This is a genomic window from Cupriavidus sp. GA3-3, assembly GCF_000389805.1.
In the GTDB taxonomy this organism is placed as follows: domain Bacteria; phylum Pseudomonadota; class Gammaproteobacteria; order Burkholderiales; family Burkholderiaceae; genus Cupriavidus; species Cupriavidus necator_D.
Window position 1 is genome coordinate 17,790 of record NZ_KB944464.1, and the last position, 16,009, is coordinate 33,798.

Sequence of the window (16,009 nt, forward strand, 5' to 3'; positions counted from 1 at the left end):
CGGCCGATGGTGCGGCCGGCGGGTGCGGCCCACGTTCAGGCAACACCGGCTTGGCGAGCGGCCGGCCGGATGGCATTCCGGTCAGGCGAAGGCGCCGCCCGCGGCAATGCGCCCTCGCCCCGACGATCTTGCGGCCGCGCACCGCCGCGAGGCGGCGGGCGCAGCCGCTGCGCGTCAGTCGATATGGTAGTTCGGCGCTTCCTTGGTGATCTGCACGTCGTGCACGTGCGATTCACGCATGCCGGCTGCCGTGATCTGGACGAACTGGGCGCTCTCGTGCCAGTCGGCAATCGACTTGCTGCCGCAATAGCCCATCGAGGCACGCACGCCGCCGGTCAGCTGGTGGATGATCGCCATCACCGAGCCCTTGTACGGCACGCGGCCTTCGATGCCTTCCGGCACCAGCTTGTCGACGTTGGCGGTGTTGTCTTCCTGGAAGTAGCGGTCTGCCGCGCCATCCTTCATCGCACCCACCGAACCCATGCCGCGGTAGCTCTTGAACGAACGGCCCTGGAACAGGAAGGTTTCGCCCGGCGCTTCCTCGGTACCCGAGAACATGCCGCCCATCATCACGGTGTGGGCGCCGGCCGCCAGGGCCTTGGCCACATCGCCGGAGTAGCGCACGCCGCCGTCAGCGATCAGCGGCACGCCGGTGCCCTTGAGGGCCTCGGCCACGTTGGAAACCGCCGTGATCTGGGGCACGCCCACGCCGGCAACAATACGCGTGGTGCAGATCGAGCCCGGGCCGATGCCGACCTTGACGCCGTCGGCGCCATGCTCGACCAGCGCACGCGCGGCATCGCCGGTGGCGATATTGCCGCCAACCACCTGCACCTGCGGGAAGTTCTGCTTGACCCAGCGCACGCGGTCCAGCACGCCCTGGCTATGGCCGTGCGCCGTATCCACCACAATCACATCGACGCCGGCCTTGACCAGCAGTTCGACGCGCTCGTCGTTGTCGGGGCCCACGCCGACCGCGGCGCCTACGCGCAGCTGGCCGCGCTCGTCCTTGCTGGCGAGCGGATTGTCCACTGCCTTCTGGATATCCTTCACCGTGATCAGGCCGCGCAGCTCGAAAGCCTGGTTGACCACCAGCACGCGCTCAAGGCGGTGGCGGTTCATCAGGCGCTTGGCTTCTTCCAGTGTCGCGCCTTCGGCCACGGTCACCAGCTTTTCGCGGGGCGTCATCTTGGCGCGCACCGGGGCGTCGAGCTCTTCCTCGAAGCGCAGGTCGCGGTTGGTGATGATGCCGACCACGGCCTTGCCTTCCAGCACCGGGAAGCCGGAAATGCCATGTTGCTGCGACAGCGCGATCACATCGCGGACCTTCATGTCCGGCGAAATGGTGATCGGATCACGCAGCACGCCCGACTCATAGCGCTTCACGCGCGCGACTTCGCGGGCCTGGTCGGCGGGCTTCAGGTTCTTGTGGACGATGCCGATACCGCCGGCCTGCGCCATGGAAATCGCCAGGCGGGCTTCCGTCACTGTGTCCATCGCCGCGGATACCAGCGGGATGTTCAGTTCAATGGAGCGGGTCAGGCTGGTGCGGAGGGAGACATCCCGGGGAAGGACGGCCGAATAGGCCGGGACGAGCAGCACGTCATCGAATGTGAGTGCTTTCTGGACAAGACGCATAGCAAATCCTCTAGGCGCAAAACCGAATTATACAGGAATGCGCGCTTTGCTGATGCACTGCAATGGGCTTTCCTGGAAGCGGTCTGCTATGCTCGTCGTCCTTTTATTCGGGCGAACGCGAAGCATGGGAATCGGCGTATTGTGCGGGCTGCTGGCAGGCGCCTTCTGGGGCATGGTCTTTATCGCCCCCAAGCTGCTGCCCGTGTTCTCGCCGTGGGAGCTGGCCATCGGCCGCTACCTGGCCTACGGCCTGGTCGCCTTCGTGGCCGCGCTGCCGCTGATGAAGCGCATCGCGCGCAAGCTGACCCGGGCGGACTGCGTGGCGCTGCTGCGCCAGGCCTTCACCGGCAACCTGCTCTACTACGTGCTGTTGGCCTTCGGCGTGCAGCTCGCCGGGGTGGGCCCCACCTCCCTGATCATCGGCATCCTGCCGATCTCGGTCACCATCATGGGCCGGCGCGACCACGGCGCCGTGCCGCTGTCGCGGCTGATGTGGCCGCTGCTGGTGGTGGCCGCCGGCATCGCCTGCATCAATATCGACCTGTTCGGCGGCGGCCAGAGAGCCCACGCGGCGGCAGCCGGCGCGGCAATCCGGCCGGTCTGGCAGAAACTGGCCGGGGTCTGCTGCGCGGCCGGCGCGCTGGTCTGCTGGACGCTCTACGCGGTCGATAACGCACGCTACCTGCAGCGCAACCCGCACTACAGCGGCAATGAATGGTCGGCGCTGTACGGGTTGTCGACCGGCGCGGTGTCGGCGGTGCTGGCCGTGATCGGCTGGGTGCTGGCTGGCGACACGCTGACCGCGGGCGACAGCGGCCGTGACTGGCAGTGGTTCTGGATGGTCAATGCCGCAGTGGCGCTGGGTGCGTCGCTGATTGGCAACAACCTGTGGAACATCGCCAGCCGGCGCCTGCCGCTGACGCTGTCGGGCCAGATGATCGTGTTCGAGACGCTGTTCGCGCTGGCCTACGGCTTTGTCTTCGACCACCGCTGGCCGCGGCCGCTGGAAATCGCCGCCATTGTGTTGCTGATGGTCGGCGTGGCCTGGTCGGTGCGCTTGCACGCCACCGACAAGTCTGCGTAGACTAGCGAACGATGGCGCGGGGGTCACACGCGCCACGAACAACAGCTTTACCAGGGTCATACCGGCGCTACGCACCTGATACCGGGCGGGCGCCAAGCCATCGCCGCGGCTGTCCTGCCGCGGCATCGCCATGCGCGCAGCCGGCGGCCCAGCACGATTCCAGCCGCACCAGTTACTTCCGAGTCACTTTAAGACGCCTCGCCATGAAACGATCGTCCGCGCTGTGCCTGCTTGCCGCCGCCACTCTCGCCGTTCCCGTCCAGGCCCTTGCCTACTGGCAATGGCGCGACGCCAACGGCCGCATGGTCTACAGCGACGTGCCGCCGTCAGCGGCGGCAGCCAGGGTGCTGCGTGCCCCGGGCCGCTTTGCCGGCGAGCTCCAGCCGGTGGAGGCCGCCAATGCCGGGGCGCCCGCCCCTGCTGCCCCGGCTCCGGCCAAGGCCTCGGCCAAGCCCGCCGCGGCCCCGGCGCCGACCCCCGAAGAAGCCTTCCAGAAGCGCCGCGAGGCCAGCCTGAAAGCCGCTACCGAAGAGGCCCGCAAGGAAAGCGAGGCGGCCGAGCGCGAGGCCCGCTGCGCGCAGCTGCGCAACTACGCCAACGGCCTGCAGCAAGGCATGCGCGCCGCGGTGGCGGGTCCGGACGGTTCGCTGCAACATCTGAACAGCGACCAACGCCAGGCCGAGGTGCTCAAGACCAACGCCAGCCTCGAGAAGAACTGCAGCTGAAACCGAAGAAAAACGGGGCGCATCGGCCCCGTTTGCATGCCTGGCAGGCTCGGCTCAGCCGCTGCCGCGCAACCACTTCTGGCCTTCGCGCGTGCCGCCCGCGCGCTGCTTCTGCACCCGCTTGCGGCGCGCCTGCTTGGGATCGGCGGTCAAGGGCCGGTAAACCTCCACGCGGTCGCCTTCGCGCACCACCGTCTCCGGCGTCTTGAGCTTGCCGAAGATGCCCACCCGCATGGTCGACGGGTCCACCTCCGGACAGGCCTGCTGCAGCCCGGAGCCGACTATGGCCGCGGCAATCGTGGTGCCGGCTGGCACGTCGATCTCCTTCAGGAAGACGCTATCGGGCCGCGCATAGCAGACCGCGATATGCACCGTCCCCGCGCCGGCGTCAGTTGGCGACATAGACCACCTCGGCCCGCTTGACGAAGGCGTCGACAAAGGTATTGGCAATCATGCTGAAGACCGGGCCGATGATTTTTTCCAGCAGCAGGCTGGAAAACTCATAGTGCAGGTGGAATTCGATCTTGCAGGCGTCTTCGCGCAGGGGCGTAAAGCGCCATGCGCCGTTGAAGGTCTTGAACGGCCCGTCGGCAAAGGTCATGTCGATACGGGTGGGGCGCTCCTGCGTATTGCGGGTGTGGAAGAACTGCTGGATCCCCTTGAAGTGGATATGGATCTTGGCGTCGAGCATGGTATCGGTCTGCTCGAACACCTCCACGCCACCGCACCATGGAAGGAACTTGGGATAGTCCTCCACGCGCGTGACCAGGTCGTACATCTGCGCGGCCGAGTAGCCGAGCAGTACGGATTTATGGACGTCTGCCATGTATGGGAAAATCTGGCTTGCGGCCATGCCGCACGCTGTGCGCGGCAGGCATGCGCCTGTGCCGGGGCTGGTTTGCTAGAATTCGGATTTTAGCCGACACGCGCGCCCCGCGGCATCCTGCCATGTGGCGCCGCAGCGAAACGGCTGAATTCCACCCTACCGCACCCCACCCGCACGCATGACCATTGCAGATAACAAAAAGGCCTTCTTCGATTACTTCATCGAGGAGCGCTATGAGGCCGGGATCGTGCTGGAAGGCTGGGAGGTCAAGGCAATCCGCGCCGGGCGGGTGCAGATCAAGGAGGGCTACGTGGTGGTGCGCGACGCCGAGATGTTCCTGATCGGCGCCCATATCAGTCCGCTGCAAAGCGCCTCCACCCACGTCAATCCCGACCCGGTGCGCACCCGCAAGCTGCTGCTCAAGGCCGACGAGATCAAGAAGCTGATCGGCAAGGTCGAGCAGCGCGGCTACACGCTGGTCCCGCTGAACCTGCACTACACGCGCGGCCGCGTCAAATGCGAGATCGGCCTGGCCAAGGGCAAGAAGCAGTTCGACAAGCGCGAGACCGAGAAACAGCGCGACTGGCAGCGCGAGAAGGCCCGCATCATGAAGGGCGACGCCAAGGACTGAGCCCCGGCGCCGCGCTGCCGCGGCGTGTCCGTCAGCCCCTTCAGGCAGCCTTCTGCTGCCCCTTCACGATCTGCAGGGCGGCCGCGATCATGCTGCTCATGTCGCCCATATTGCCCGGCACGATCAGCGTATTGCCCTGCTTGGCCAGGTTGCCGAACGCGGCCACGTATTCCTCGGCCACCTTCAGGTTGACCGCATCCATGCCACCTTCGGTGCGGATCGCATTGCCGATCTTCTGGATCGCCTGCGCGTTGGCCTCGGCCACCGCCAGGATCGCGCTCGCCTCGCCCTGGGCCGTGTTGATGGCGGCCTGCCGCTCGCCCTCTGACTTCTGGATCGCCGCCTCGCGCGCGCCCGTGGCCAGGTTGATCTGCTCCTGGCGCTTGCCCTCCGACGCCGCGATCAGCGCGCGCTTTTCACGTTCGGCGGTAATCTGCGCCTGCATCGCGTGCAGGATCTCCTTGGGTGGGGTCAGGTCCTTGATCTCGTAGCGCAGCACCTTGACGCCCCAGTTGGATGCGGCCTCGTCCAGCGCGTTGACCACGCTGTGGTTGATGAACTCGCGCTCCTCGAAGGTCTTGTCGAGCTCCAGCTTGCCGATCACCGAGCGCAGCGTGGTCTGCGACAGCTGCGTGATCGCCACCACGAAATTGCTCGATCCATACGATGCCTTCATCGGGTCCGTGACCTGGAAGTACAGCACGCCATCGACCTGCAGCTGGGTGTTGTCCTTGGTGATGCAGACCTGGCTGGGCACGTCCAGCGGGATTTCCTTGAGCACGTGCTTGTAGGCGACGCGGTCGACGAACGGCACCACGATCGACAGCCCCGGCGTCAGCGTCGCGTGATAGCGGCCCAGGCGCTCGAGCACCCAGGCATGCTGCTGCGGCACGATCTTGATGCCCTTGGCAATCAGCACGATAACGGCAATGAGGATGATCAGCGGCAACAAACCAAGCTGAAATGCGAGCATGTAACGACCCTCCAGACAGAAGACAGCAGTACGGAGCCGCCAGGCGGCGGCAGACGGATCGCAGCGCGACAATTGCCGCGCTGCGCAATAAGACAGGGTTTCAGCGGGGAGACACGACCAGGGTGCTGCCGCGCACCGCGACGATGCGGTGGCGTCCTGGTGCGGCGGCACAGTTGGGCGCCAGCTCCACGGTCCAGTCGGCGCCGCGGTACGGCACGCGGGCGCGCCCGTTGGCGTCCCAGCCGGGCACGTCCAGCTCCTGGCCGATATCGATATTGACGTTGGGATCGGCGGCGGCGTTGCCGCGCCGCAGCTTGCCAAAGCGGGTGCGGCGCAGGCCGGCGATCAGCACCGCAGCGACCAGCGCCGCGACCAGCGTCTGCGCGGCCGGCGACAATCCCAGCAAGGCCCCCACGCCGCCGGCGGCCAGCCCCACCGCCACCATCAGCAGGTAGAAGGTGCCGGTGTTCATCTCGATGATCACCAGCGCGACCGCTGCCACGAACCAGATGTAGTACGCCATCCAAGCTCCCGTTCGTCCAGATACATCCCGAAAAGTAAAAACCCCGCAGCGCCTTTCAGCGTCTGCGGGGCAGTAGCAACACCTGACGCAGGGCCGGTGCCTGCCGGCTGCCAGAAGGCGCCGGCAATGTCGTTATTGTGACGTCAAATGCTTCAGGAAGCCAGCTTTTGCCAGGTCTCGACCACCGAGTCCGGGTTCAGCGAGATCGACTTGATGCCTTCCTTGGCCAGCCATTCGGCAAAGTCCGGATGGTCCGAAGGGCCCTGGCCGCAGATGCCGACGTACTTGTCCAGGCGGAGGCAGGCCTCGATGGCGCGCGACAGCATGAACCGCACTGCCGGATCGCGTTCGTCGAAGTCCTTGGCCAGCAGCTCCATGCCGGAGTCGCGGTCCAGGCCCAGCGTGAGCTGGGTCAGGTCGTTCGAGCCGATCGAGAAGCCGTCGAAGTACTGCAGGAACTCTTCGGCCAGGATCGCATTCGACGGCACTTCGCACATCATGATGACGCGCAGGCCGTTCTCACCCCGCTTCAGGCCGTGCTTGGCCAGCAGCTCGATGACCTTCTCGGCCTGGCCCAGCGTACGCACGAACGGCACCATGATCTCGACGTTGGTCAGGCCCATTTCGTCGCGCACGCGCTTCATGGCCTTGCATTCCATCTCGAACGCTTCGGCAAAGTCGTCGGCGATGTAGCGCGAGGCGCCGCGGAAGCCCAGCATCGGGTTTTCCTCGTCCGGCTCGTAGCGCGAACCGCCGATCAGCTTCTTGTACTCGTTGGACTTGAAGTCCGACAGGCGCACGATCACGGGCTTCGGGTAGAAGGCCGCGCCGATGGTGGCGATGCCCTCGGCCAGCTTGTCGACGTAGAACGCGCGCGGGCTGGCATGGCCGCGGGCCACGCTTTCCACGGCCTTCTTCAGGTCGGCATCGACTTGCGGGTAGTCGAGGATGGCCTTCGGGTGGACGCCGATGTTGTTGTTGATGATGAATTCCAGGCGGGCCAGGCCGACGCCGCAGTTCGGGATCTGCGCGAAGTCGAACGCCAGCTGCGGGTTGCCCACGTTCATCATCAGCTTGACATCGATTTCCGGCATGTCGCCACGCTGGACTTCGGTCACTTCGGTTTCCAGCAGGCCGTCGTAGATGCGGCCTTCGTCGCCTTCGGCGCACGATACCGTCACCAGCGTGCCGTCCTTGAGGATGTCGGTGGCATCGCCGCAGCCGACCACGGCCGGCACGCCCAGTTCACGCGCGATGATGGCCGCGTGGCAGGTACGGCCGCCACGGTTGGTGACGATGGCCGAGGCGCGCTTCATCACCGGCTCCCAGTTCGGGTCGGTCATGTCAGCCACCAGCACGTCGCCGGGCTGCACGCGTTCCATCTCGGACGGGTCGTTGATCACGCGCACCGGGCCGGTGCCGATCTTCTGGCCGATGGCGCGGCCGCTGGTCAGCACGGGAGCGGTGCCCTTGAGCTTGAAGCGCAGCTCGGCCTTGCCGGCGGACTGGCTCTTCACCGTTTCCGGGCGGGCCTGCAGGATGTAGATCTTGCCATCCTTGCCGTCCTTGCCCCACTCGATGTCCATCGGGCGGCCATAGTGCTTCTCGATGATCATCGCGTAGCGGGACAGCTCGGTCACGTCCTCGTCGCTGATCGAGTAGCGGTTGCGCAGTTCGCCCGGCACGTCGACGGTCTTCACGCGGCCGGCTTCGCCCGGCTTGGTGAATTCCATCTTGATCAGCTTGGAGCCGATCGAGCGGCGGATGATCGGGTACTTGCCGGCCTGCAGCGTCGGCTTGAAGACGTAGAACTCGTCCGGGTTGACCGCGCCCTGCACCACCGTTTCGCCCAGGCCATAGCTGGAGGTGATGAAGACCACGTCGGGGAAGCCGGATTCGGTGTCGATGGTGAACATCACGCCCGAAGCGGCCAGGTCCGAACGGACCATGCGCTGGATACCGGCGGACAGTGCCACCACGTCATGGGCAAAGCCCTTGTGCACGCGGTAGGAAATGGCGCGGTCGTTGTACAGCGACGCAAACACGTGCTTGATCTTGTCGAGCACGTCGTCGATGCCGCTGACGTTCAGGTAGGACTCCTGCTGGCCGGCGAACGAGGCGTCGGGCAGGTCTTCGGCGGTGGCCGACGAACGCACGGCGAACGAGGCCTCAGCGCCTTCGCGCTCGGCCACGCGGGCGTAGGATTCACGGATTTCCTGTTCCAGGCGCGGCTGGAACGGCGCGGAGGCGACCCACTCGCGGATCTCGGCACCGGCTTCGGCCAGCGCCTTGACGTCGTCGACGTTCAGGGTCTTCAGGCGCTGGGAAATGCGCTCGGTCAGGTTGTTGTGGGCAAGGAAGTCGCGGAAGGCGAGCGCGGTGGTGGCAAAGCCGCCGGGAACCCGGACGCCGGCCTCCGCCAGCTGGGAGATCATCTCGCCCAGCGACGAATTCTTACCGCCGACGATTTCCACGTCAGCCATGCGCAACTGCTCGAACGGCAACACGTAGGCGCCGTTATCTGCCTGGTTAGTCATGAGAGCCTCAAAACAAAGTAGAAAACTTGTCGCGCATGTCCGGTATGTTCTTGGAGTTCTGTTCCCGGACTGATCGCTTGGCTAAGCAACCCCGAACTGGCGCTACGGCTCTCATCGCGTAGCGCAGATTGTCGACAATTCCGGGCCCGGATTGTTCCATGGACAGGCACCCTGCGGAATTGCTTAGCGAAAAGATCGCCGCTATTCTACCGTGCTGCGCCGCACTTTTCTGCGGAAGATTGAATCTATTTATTTATTGCGCCATCCCCATGTCCCTGCCAGAAGCGCCCGGAACGGCGACGCCCGGGTCCCAGCCTGGAACGCAGCCTGAATCCCCCTCCGCTCCCGCGCCCCAGGCCAGCGAGCGCCCTGCGGTCCGCACCGTGTTCATCGTCTCGGATGGCACCGGCATCACGGCGGAGACGTTCAGCCACTCCATCCTGGCCCAGTTCGAGATGCGCTTCCGCAAGGTGCGCATGCCCTTCGTCGATACCCCGGAAAAGGCACATATCGCCGTCGGCAAGATCAATGAGGCATTCCACAACGAAGGCGTGCCGCCCATCGTCTTCACCACCCTGGTCAACCAGGAAGCGAACAAGGCACTGCGCCGCGCCAAGGCGATGATCCTGGACATGTTCCAGACCTTCATCGAGCCGCTTGAGAAAGAACTGGGGCTGAAGTCGACTCACGCCATCGGCCGCTTCCACCAGAACGCTGACACAGAGGCTTACAAAAACCGGATCGAGGCGATCAACTTCTCGCTGGCGCATGATGACGGCCAGTCACACAAGAACCTGGAAGAAGCCGATGTGATCCTGGTGGGCGTATCGCGCAGCGGCAAGACCCCGACCAGCCTCTACCTGGCCATGCAATACGGGCTGAAGGCGGCCAATTACCCGCTGATCCCCGACGATTTCGAGCGCGGCCGGCTGCCGTCGGCGTTGTATGCGTTCAAGCCGAAGATCTTCGGCCTGTCGATCGATCCGCAGCGCCTGACCGAGATCCGCAACGAGCGCCGCCCCGGCAGCAAGTATGCGGCGCTGGAAAACTGCCGCTACGAGGTCAACGAGGCCGAGGCGATGATGCGGCGCGAAGGGATCAAATGGCTCTCTTCCACGCACAAATCGATTGAAGAGATCGCGACCACGATCCTGCAGGAGATCAAGGTCGATCGCGACAACTACTAAGAAAAAAAGCGGCCGTTCAGGCCGCTTTTTTTCTTGCGCTGCCGGCGCAGCCTCAGGCGGCGCGCCGCTGGCGCACTGCCTCGAACAGGCAGATGGCGGTCGCCGCCGCCACATTCAGTGATTCCAGCCCGCCCGGTTGCGGGATGCCCACCTTGCGCGTGACATGCGCCATCCAGCCGTCGCTGACCCCTGCCCCCTCGTTGCCAACCACCCAGGCCACCGGCCCGCGCAGATCGGTATCGAATACCGCGGCATCGGCGTGCGACGAAGTCGCCAGCAGCGGCACCGCGAGGCGCGGCGCCAGCGACTCAAGCGTGCAGTGCTCGACGATATTCAGGTGAAAGTTGGCACCCATGCCGGCACGCAGCGTCTTGACCGACCAGGCAAAGGCACAGCCGGTGGCAAGGAAGGCATGCTGGATGCCGGCGGCGGCGGCGCTGCGCAGGATTGAGCCAACATTGCCGGCATCCTGCACCCCGTCCAGGATGATGCAGTCTTGTTCGATTCGCGCCGGCAGGTGGCCGACCGGCGTCTCGATCACCAGCATCAGGTCGATGCCATTGACCACGCCACTGATCTGCGTGAACAGTGCATCGGCCAGCACCACCACGCGCTCGGCCTCGATCAGCGCCAGCACCGGCGCCACCTCGGCATGGTCGTAGTGCCGTTCCGACACCACGCAGGTGACGGGCTGGCCGCGCGCGGCCACATAGGCCTGCGCCAGGTGGACGCCGTCGAGCAGCGACTGCCCTGCCTTGCGGCGCTGGTGCGTGGAAGTGGCCAGGGCCTTCAGATGCTTGAACAGCGCGTTGTCGCGCGAGGTGACGTGCTTCACGATGCGGAGATGGTCTGGGTGCCCTTCACTGCGCGGCCGTGACGGATACCGTCGCGACAGGCTCGATGACTTCCGCGGTGGCGGGCATGGCGGTGAACATGGGCTGCCGGGCCAGCGCCTCGCGCACCGGCGCAAACGAACGGCGGTGGTGCGGCGTGGCGCCGAACTCAGCCAGCGCAGCCAGATGCTGCGGCGTGCCATAGCCGACGTGCGAATCGAAGCCGTACTGCGGATAGCGCTCGTGCAGCACTCTCAGCTCGCGGTCGCGCGCCACCTTGGCCAGGATCGACGCGGCCGAGATCGCCTTGACCAGCGCATCGCCCTGGACAATGGCTTCCACCGGGAACGGCACCTGCGGGCAACGATTGCCATCGACCTGCACCAGATCCGGCACGATGCCGCTGGCGGCCAGCCCCTGCACGGCACGCTGCATTGCCAGCATGCTCGCGTGCAGGATGTTGAGCGTATCGATCTCCTCGACCGTGGCAAAGGCGATATGCCAGCCCAGCGCGCGTTCGCAGATCTTTTCGTAGAGCTGCTCGCGCTTGGCGGCAGTCAGGATCTTGGAGTCGGCCAACCCGCGAATCGGACGCTTCGGGTCCAGTATCACCGCGGCGGCATAGACCGGCCCGGCCAGCGGGCCGCGGCCCGCTTCGTCAACGCCGCACAGGCGCTGCACGGCGGCAGCGGCCGGGGCGAGATCGAGGCCCATCTGGGAAGAAGCGGCATTGCGGCGCGCCATCAGACGGTCCCCCGGCTGTGCATCAGATCCACCACTACATCGGCGGCCAGTTGCGCGGTATTGCACTTCAGCGTCTCGTGCATGCGGGTGAAATGCTCGTAGAGGAAGGCGGTGTTGCCCTCGTCGTTGAGCTGCAGCAGCGTTTCGCGGGCCAGCGCCTCGGGCGTGGCATCGTCCTGCAGCAGTTCCGGCACGACGAAGCGCCCTGAAAGGATATTAGGCAATCCCACGTACGGGAGGTAACCCTGCCGCTTCATGATCTGCGCGGTCAGCCAGGGCACCTTGTACGAGATCACCATGGGCTTCTTGTACAGCGCCGCTTCCAGCGTGGCGGTGCCGCTGGCCAGCAGCACCACGTCGGCCGCCTCCATCGCCTGGTGCGACTTGCCGTCGACGATGGTCAGGCGCAGTTCTGGATACTGCGCGTGCAGTTCCTCGACGATGCCGCGCAGCTGCGCGCTCGCCACCGGCAGCACGAACGCCAGGTTCGGGTCCATGCGCTGCATGCGAGCCATGGCGGCAAAGAAGGTGGCGCCGAGGTTGCGCACTTCGGACTGGCGGCTGCCCGGCAGCACGGCGACGATGCGGTGCCCGGCCGGCAGGCCGAGTTCGGCGCGCGCGCCGGCGACGTCGGGCACCATCGGGATCACGTCAGCCAGCGGATGGCCCACGTAGGTGGCCGGGATTCCGGCCTTGGCGTAGATCTCCGGCTCGAACGGGAACAGGCACAGGATGTGGTCCACCGCGCGCGCGATGGTGCGGATGCGCCCGCCGCGCCAGGCCCAGATCGACGGGCTGACAAAATGCACCACCGGGATGCCGGCACGGCGCAGCGGCACTTCCAGGCCGAAATTGAAGTCCGGGGCGTCAACCCCGATAAAGCATTGCGGCGGATTGGCCAGCAGCCAGTCGCGCACCGCGCGCCGCGTGGCCAGGATCTCGCGCAGCGAGCCCAGGACCTCGACATAGCCGTTGACCGACAGTGTTTCCATCGGCCAGCGCGAGGTGAAGCCCTGCGCCATCATGCGCTTGCCGCCGATGCCGGCGTACTCGACCGTATCGCCCAGGCGGGACTGCAGCCCGCCCATCATCAACGATGCCAGCAGGTCGCCCGAGGCCTCGCCGGCCACCATGGCGATGGTGCCGCGCTTGCCCGCGGCGCTACCGTTGCCTGTGGACAAGCCACCCCGAATTGCGGCGTCGACCATTGCGGTCCGGTCTCAGCGTACGATGCCGCGCTGGGTGGCGGCAAGGAAGTCGACGAACGCGCGCAGCGGCGCCGCAGTGCCGGCATCGGATTGGCCCAGCAAGGCGGTGATCTCATTGCGCGCCTCATCGAAGCTGAGGTCGGACTTGTAAAGCAGCTTGTAGGCCTGGCGCAGCGCGGCGATCTGGCCCGCGTCGAAGCCGCGGCGGCGCAGCCCCTCGACGTTGACGCCGTGCGGCGTAGCCTTGTTGCCGCTCTTGTCGCTCGCGGCGATCACGAACGGCGGCACGTCCTGCACCAGCGCCGAGGCGCCGCCCAGCATCGCATGGGCGCCGATGCGCACGAACTGGTGCACGCCGCTCATGCCGCCCAGGATCGCCCAGTCGCCCACTTCAACGTGGCCGGCGATCTGCGCGTTGCTGGAAAACACGGTGTGGTTGCCGACCGTGCAGTCATGCGCGATATGCACGTAGGCCATGATCCAGTTGTCGTTGCCGAGGCTGGTCAGGCCGCGGTCCTGCACCGTGCCGGTGTGGATCGTGGTGAATTCGCGGATGGTGTTGCGGTCGCCGATCTCGAGCCGGGTCGGCTCGTTGCGGTACTTCATGTCCTGCGGCACGCCGCCGACCGATGCATAAGGACCGATCGTGTTGCCCTCGCCGATCGTGGTGTAACCCTCGACCGTCGTATGCGAGCCGACCCGGGTGCCGCTACCGATCCGCACGTTGGGGCCGACGATAGAGAACGGGCCGACGGTCACGTCGGATGCCAGCTCTGCTTTCGGGTCGACCAGCGCGGTGGGGTGGATTTGCGTCATACGTCCTGTCCTGTGGTGTGTCTGGTGAAGGATGGGCCAATGCGCGCGGCAAAGGTTCCCGTCCGGGCCGCTTGCCCCCGCTGCACGGGGGCACGGCAGTCAGCCGGCGGCGCTGCCGCCGGCCGCGCGCGGCCTCACTCGGCCTGCTTCACGGTGCACATCAGCTCCGCCTCGCAGGCCACCTTGTCGTCCACCGTGGCGAACGCCTTGAACTTCCAGATGCCGCGGATATAGCGTTCGACTGTCACGTTCATGTGCAGCTGGTCGCCCGGGTACACCACCTGCTTGAAGCGGGCCCCGTCGATGCCGACAAAGTAGTACAGCGCGCCTTCCTTGCGCTCCATGTCGGCGCCGAAGGTCAGCAGGCCGGCCGACTGCGCCAGCGCTTCCAGGATCATCACGCCCGGCATCACCGGCTGTTCCGGGAAATGGCCCTGGAAGTACGGTTCGTTGATGGTGACATTCTTCAGCGTCTTGATCCGCTTCTGCGCCTCGAACTCCAGCACACGGTCCACCAGCAGGAACGGGTACCGGTGCGGCAGCAGTTTGAGGATCTTGCGGATATCGATTTCGGCCGCGCTCATGATGATTTCTCTTTAGTCTTGTGAGGGTTGGGACCCGGCGGCCTGGCCGCGCAGGCGGCGTTCCAGCGCCACCACCCGTTCGCGCAGCCTGGTCAGGCCGCGCACGATGGCTGCATTGCGCTCCCACTCGCCGTGCGGCAGGAACGGGAAGACGCTGGTGAAATGCCCCCCGGGCTTGGTAATGGATTTGGTAATTGAGGTGCCGCCCGACACCGTGGTGCGGTCGGCAATATTCAGGTGGCCGGAAAAATTGGCCGCTCCGCCGATCACGCAGAAGCGCCCGATGCGCGTGCTGCCTGATACCGCGGCGCAGCCTGCGATCACCGTATGGGCGCCGACACGCACGTTATGCGCGATCTGGACCTGGTTGTCGATCTTGCAGCCGTCCTCGATCACGGTGTCGGCCATGGCGCCGCGGTCGATTGCCGTATTGGCGCCGACCTCCACGTCATTGCCCAGCACCGCGCGTCCCGTTTGCGGGATCTTTACGTATTCCACGCCGGTTGCGCCGATGTCCGGCGCAAAGCCAAAGCCGTCCGCGCCGATCACCACGCCGCTGTGCAGGATGGCGCGGGCGCCGACCACGCAATCGTGGTAGACCGAAACGTTGGCATAGAGCAGCGAATCGTCGCCGATCTCTGCCTGCGCGCCGACATAGCCGTTGGCCAGGATGCGCACCCGCTCGCCCAGGCGCGCACCGCGCTCGATCACCACGTTGGGGCCGATGTAGCACGAAGCCGGCACCACCGCGTCAGGCGCCACGGTCGCGCGCGGATCGATGCCGGTGCGGGTATCGGTGTTGGCCGCGCGGTCAAAACGCTGCGCCACGCGCGCAAAGCATACGTAGGGATTGCGCGCCACCAGCCAGTTGCGGCCGTCGGCCCTGCCCTCGGCGCGAACGCGCTCGAGGTCGGCTGCCGAGACAATCACGGCGCCGGCCTGCGAATCCAGCGCCTGCTGCAGGTAGAGCGGATTGGACAGGAACGAGAGCTCGCCCGGTCCGGCCTGGTCCAGGGGAGCCAGGCCGACGATCGCCAGGTCGGGGTCACCCACAACCTGCGCGCCGTTCTCGGTGGCGAGCTGACCCAGTGTGGGTGTCTGCATGGCGGTACTTCCTAAAAAAACGAAAGACGAAGGAACGTGAGGACCGGTGCGGCTTAGCGGGCGCCGGCGTTCAGCGCCTTCATCACGTCGTCGGTGATGTCGATGCGCGGGTTCACGTATACCGCTTCCTGCACGATCAGGTCGTACTTGCGCTGCTCGGCCAGTTGGCGGATCACGCGGTTGGCGCGCTCCAGCACCTGTGCCAGTTCTTCATTGCGGCGCTGGTTCAGGTCCTCGCGGAACTCGCGCTGCTTGCGCTGGAACTCGCGGTCAAGGTCGGCCACTTCGCGCTGGCGGCGCTGGCGGTCGGAGTCGGCCAGCACGGCCGTGTCCTTGTCGAGCTTGTCGGCCATGCCCTTGATCTTCTGGGCCATGTCCTGCAGCTCGCGGTCGCGCTTGGAGAATTCCTGCTCCAGCTTGACCTGGGCAGCCTTGGCCGGCTGCGAGTCGCGCAGGATGCGTTCGGAGTTCACGGCGGCAATGCGCGCCTCCTGGGCCGAGGCCGGCACCGCGGCGCAGATGGCAGCGGTGGCGAGCGCGGCGGCGCCCAGGGATTTGACCAGTTTGGATGTTGTAATCATTTGAAACAGATCCTT

Annotated in this window: 17 protein-coding genes; 4 read left to right on the forward strand and 13 right to left on the reverse strand. The window is 65.9% G+C overall.

Translation table 11 applies throughout. The features are described 5' to 3' along the window. Positions 1 to 174: 174 nt before the first annotated feature. The gene (gene guaB, locus C265_RS06080) at positions 175 to 1,638 is read right to left on the reverse strand and encodes an IMP dehydrogenase (RefSeq protein ID WP_010809576.1); all 1,464 of its coding nucleotides are present in this window, start codon (positions 1,636 to 1,638) and stop codon (positions 175 to 177) included. A gap of 124 nt (positions 1,639 to 1,762) precedes the next feature. Between guaB and C265_RS06085 the strand changes: the two genes are divergently transcribed. Together C265_RS06085 and C265_RS06090 are read left to right on the forward strand one after the other, a co-directional pair. Beyond that, positions 1,763 to 2,722: a DMT family transporter gene (locus tag C265_RS06085; RefSeq protein WP_010809577.1), complete on the forward strand. Its 960-nt coding sequence runs from the start codon at positions 1,763 to 1,765 to the stop codon at positions 2,720 to 2,722. A 203-nt stretch (positions 2,723 to 2,925) separates the two neighbouring features. Beyond that, positions 2,926 to 3,447: a DUF4124 domain-containing protein gene (locus tag C265_RS06090; protein ID WP_010809578.1), complete on the forward strand. Its 522-nt coding sequence runs from the start codon at positions 2,926 to 2,928 to the stop codon at positions 3,445 to 3,447. A 54-nt stretch (positions 3,448 to 3,501) separates the two neighbouring features. Here C265_RS06090 and C265_RS06095 read toward each other — a convergent pair whose 3' ends face one another. Both C265_RS06095 and C265_RS06100 read right to left on the reverse strand, forming a co-directional pair. Further along, a complete protein-coding gene (locus C265_RS06095) occupies positions 3,502 to 3,849 on the reverse strand; it encodes an RnfH family protein (protein ID WP_010809579.1) in 348 nt (115 codons plus the stop codon). Beyond that, complete coding sequence (locus tag C265_RS06100) at positions 3,836 to 4,273, reverse strand: type II toxin-antitoxin system RatA family toxin (RefSeq protein ID WP_010809580.1); 438 nt, start codon at positions 4,271 to 4,273, stop codon at positions 3,836 to 3,838. The genes C265_RS06095 and C265_RS06100 overlap by 14 nt, the downstream gene beginning before the upstream one ends. A gap of 178 nt (positions 4,274 to 4,451) precedes the next feature. On the opposite strand from C265_RS06100, the gene smpB reads away from it, so the two are divergent. Further along, positions 4,452 to 4,904: an SsrA-binding protein SmpB gene (gene smpB, locus C265_RS06105; protein ID WP_010809581.1), complete on the forward strand. Its 453-nt coding sequence runs from the start codon at positions 4,452 to 4,454 to the stop codon at positions 4,902 to 4,904. A gap of 40 nt (positions 4,905 to 4,944) precedes the next feature. Here smpB and C265_RS06110 read toward each other — a convergent pair whose 3' ends face one another. From C265_RS06110 to ppsA, 3 genes are all read right to left on the reverse strand, one after another. After that, positions 4,945 to 5,877, reverse strand: coding sequence for an SPFH domain-containing protein (locus C265_RS06110; RefSeq protein ID WP_010809582.1), 933 nt, complete (start codon positions 5,875 to 5,877; stop codon positions 4,945 to 4,947). A gap of 100 nt (positions 5,878 to 5,977) precedes the next feature. Beyond that, positions 5,978 to 6,400 carry an NfeD family protein gene (locus C265_RS06115; protein WP_010809583.1) on the reverse strand — a complete coding sequence of 141 codons (423 nt, stop codon included), beginning with the start codon at positions 6,398 to 6,400 and terminating at the stop codon, positions 5,978 to 5,980. Between the two features lie 152 nt (positions 6,401 to 6,552). Then, complete coding sequence (ppsA, locus tag C265_RS06120; protein ID WP_010809584.1) at positions 6,553 to 8,937, reverse strand: phosphoenolpyruvate synthase; 2,385 nt, start codon at positions 8,935 to 8,937, stop codon at positions 6,553 to 6,555. Positions 8,938 to 9,320: 383 nt separating this feature from the next. Here ppsA and C265_RS06125 point away from each other — a divergent pair, with 383 nt between their 5' ends. Further along, the gene (locus C265_RS06125; protein WP_010809585.1) at positions 9,321 to 10,124 is read left to right on the forward strand and encodes a pyruvate, water dikinase regulatory protein; all 804 of its coding nucleotides are present in this window, start codon (positions 9,321 to 9,323) and stop codon (positions 10,122 to 10,124) included. 52 nt (positions 10,125 to 10,176) lie between these two features. Here C265_RS06125 and C265_RS06130 read toward each other — a convergent pair whose 3' ends face one another. The 7 genes from C265_RS06130 to C265_RS06160 all read right to left on the reverse strand — a co-directional run bounded on the left by C265_RS06130 (position 10,177) and on the right by C265_RS06160 (position 15,994). Then, positions 10,177 to 10,959 carry an RNA methyltransferase gene (locus C265_RS06130; RefSeq protein ID WP_010809586.1) on the reverse strand — a complete coding sequence of 261 codons (783 nt, stop codon included), beginning with the start codon at positions 10,957 to 10,959 and terminating at the stop codon, positions 10,177 to 10,179. A gap of 25 nt (positions 10,960 to 10,984) precedes the next feature. Continuing rightward, a complete protein-coding gene (gene rnhB / locus C265_RS06135) occupies positions 10,985 to 11,671 on the reverse strand; it encodes a ribonuclease HII (protein ID WP_246840179.1) in 687 nt (228 codons plus the stop codon). 29 nt (positions 11,672 to 11,700) lie between these two features. Next, a complete protein-coding gene (gene lpxB, locus C265_RS06140; protein ID WP_371258342.1) occupies positions 11,701 to 12,834 on the reverse strand; it encodes a lipid-A-disaccharide synthase in 1,134 nt (377 codons plus the stop codon). 87 nt (positions 12,835 to 12,921) lie between these two features. Beyond that, positions 12,922 to 13,725 (reverse strand): acyl-ACP--UDP-N-acetylglucosamine O-acyltransferase, encoded by an 804-nt coding sequence (gene lpxA, locus C265_RS06145; protein WP_010809589.1) that lies wholly within the window; start codon positions 13,723 to 13,725, stop codon positions 12,922 to 12,924. A 134-nt stretch (positions 13,726 to 13,859) separates the two neighbouring features. Further along, a complete protein-coding gene (gene fabZ, locus C265_RS06150) occupies positions 13,860 to 14,309 on the reverse strand; it encodes a 3-hydroxyacyl-ACP dehydratase FabZ (RefSeq protein WP_010809590.1) in 450 nt (149 codons plus the stop codon). Positions 14,310 to 14,321: 12 nt separating this feature from the next. Beyond that, positions 14,322 to 15,413 (reverse strand): UDP-3-O-(3-hydroxymyristoyl)glucosamine N-acyltransferase, encoded by a 1,092-nt coding sequence (gene lpxD / locus C265_RS06155; protein WP_010809591.1) that lies wholly within the window; start codon positions 15,411 to 15,413, stop codon positions 14,322 to 14,324. A 53-nt stretch (positions 15,414 to 15,466) separates the two neighbouring features. Next, the gene (locus C265_RS06160; protein ID WP_010809592.1) at positions 15,467 to 15,994 is read right to left on the reverse strand and encodes an OmpH family outer membrane protein; all 528 of its coding nucleotides are present in this window, start codon (positions 15,992 to 15,994) and stop codon (positions 15,467 to 15,469) included. Positions 15,995 to 16,009: the final 15 nt, after the last annotated feature.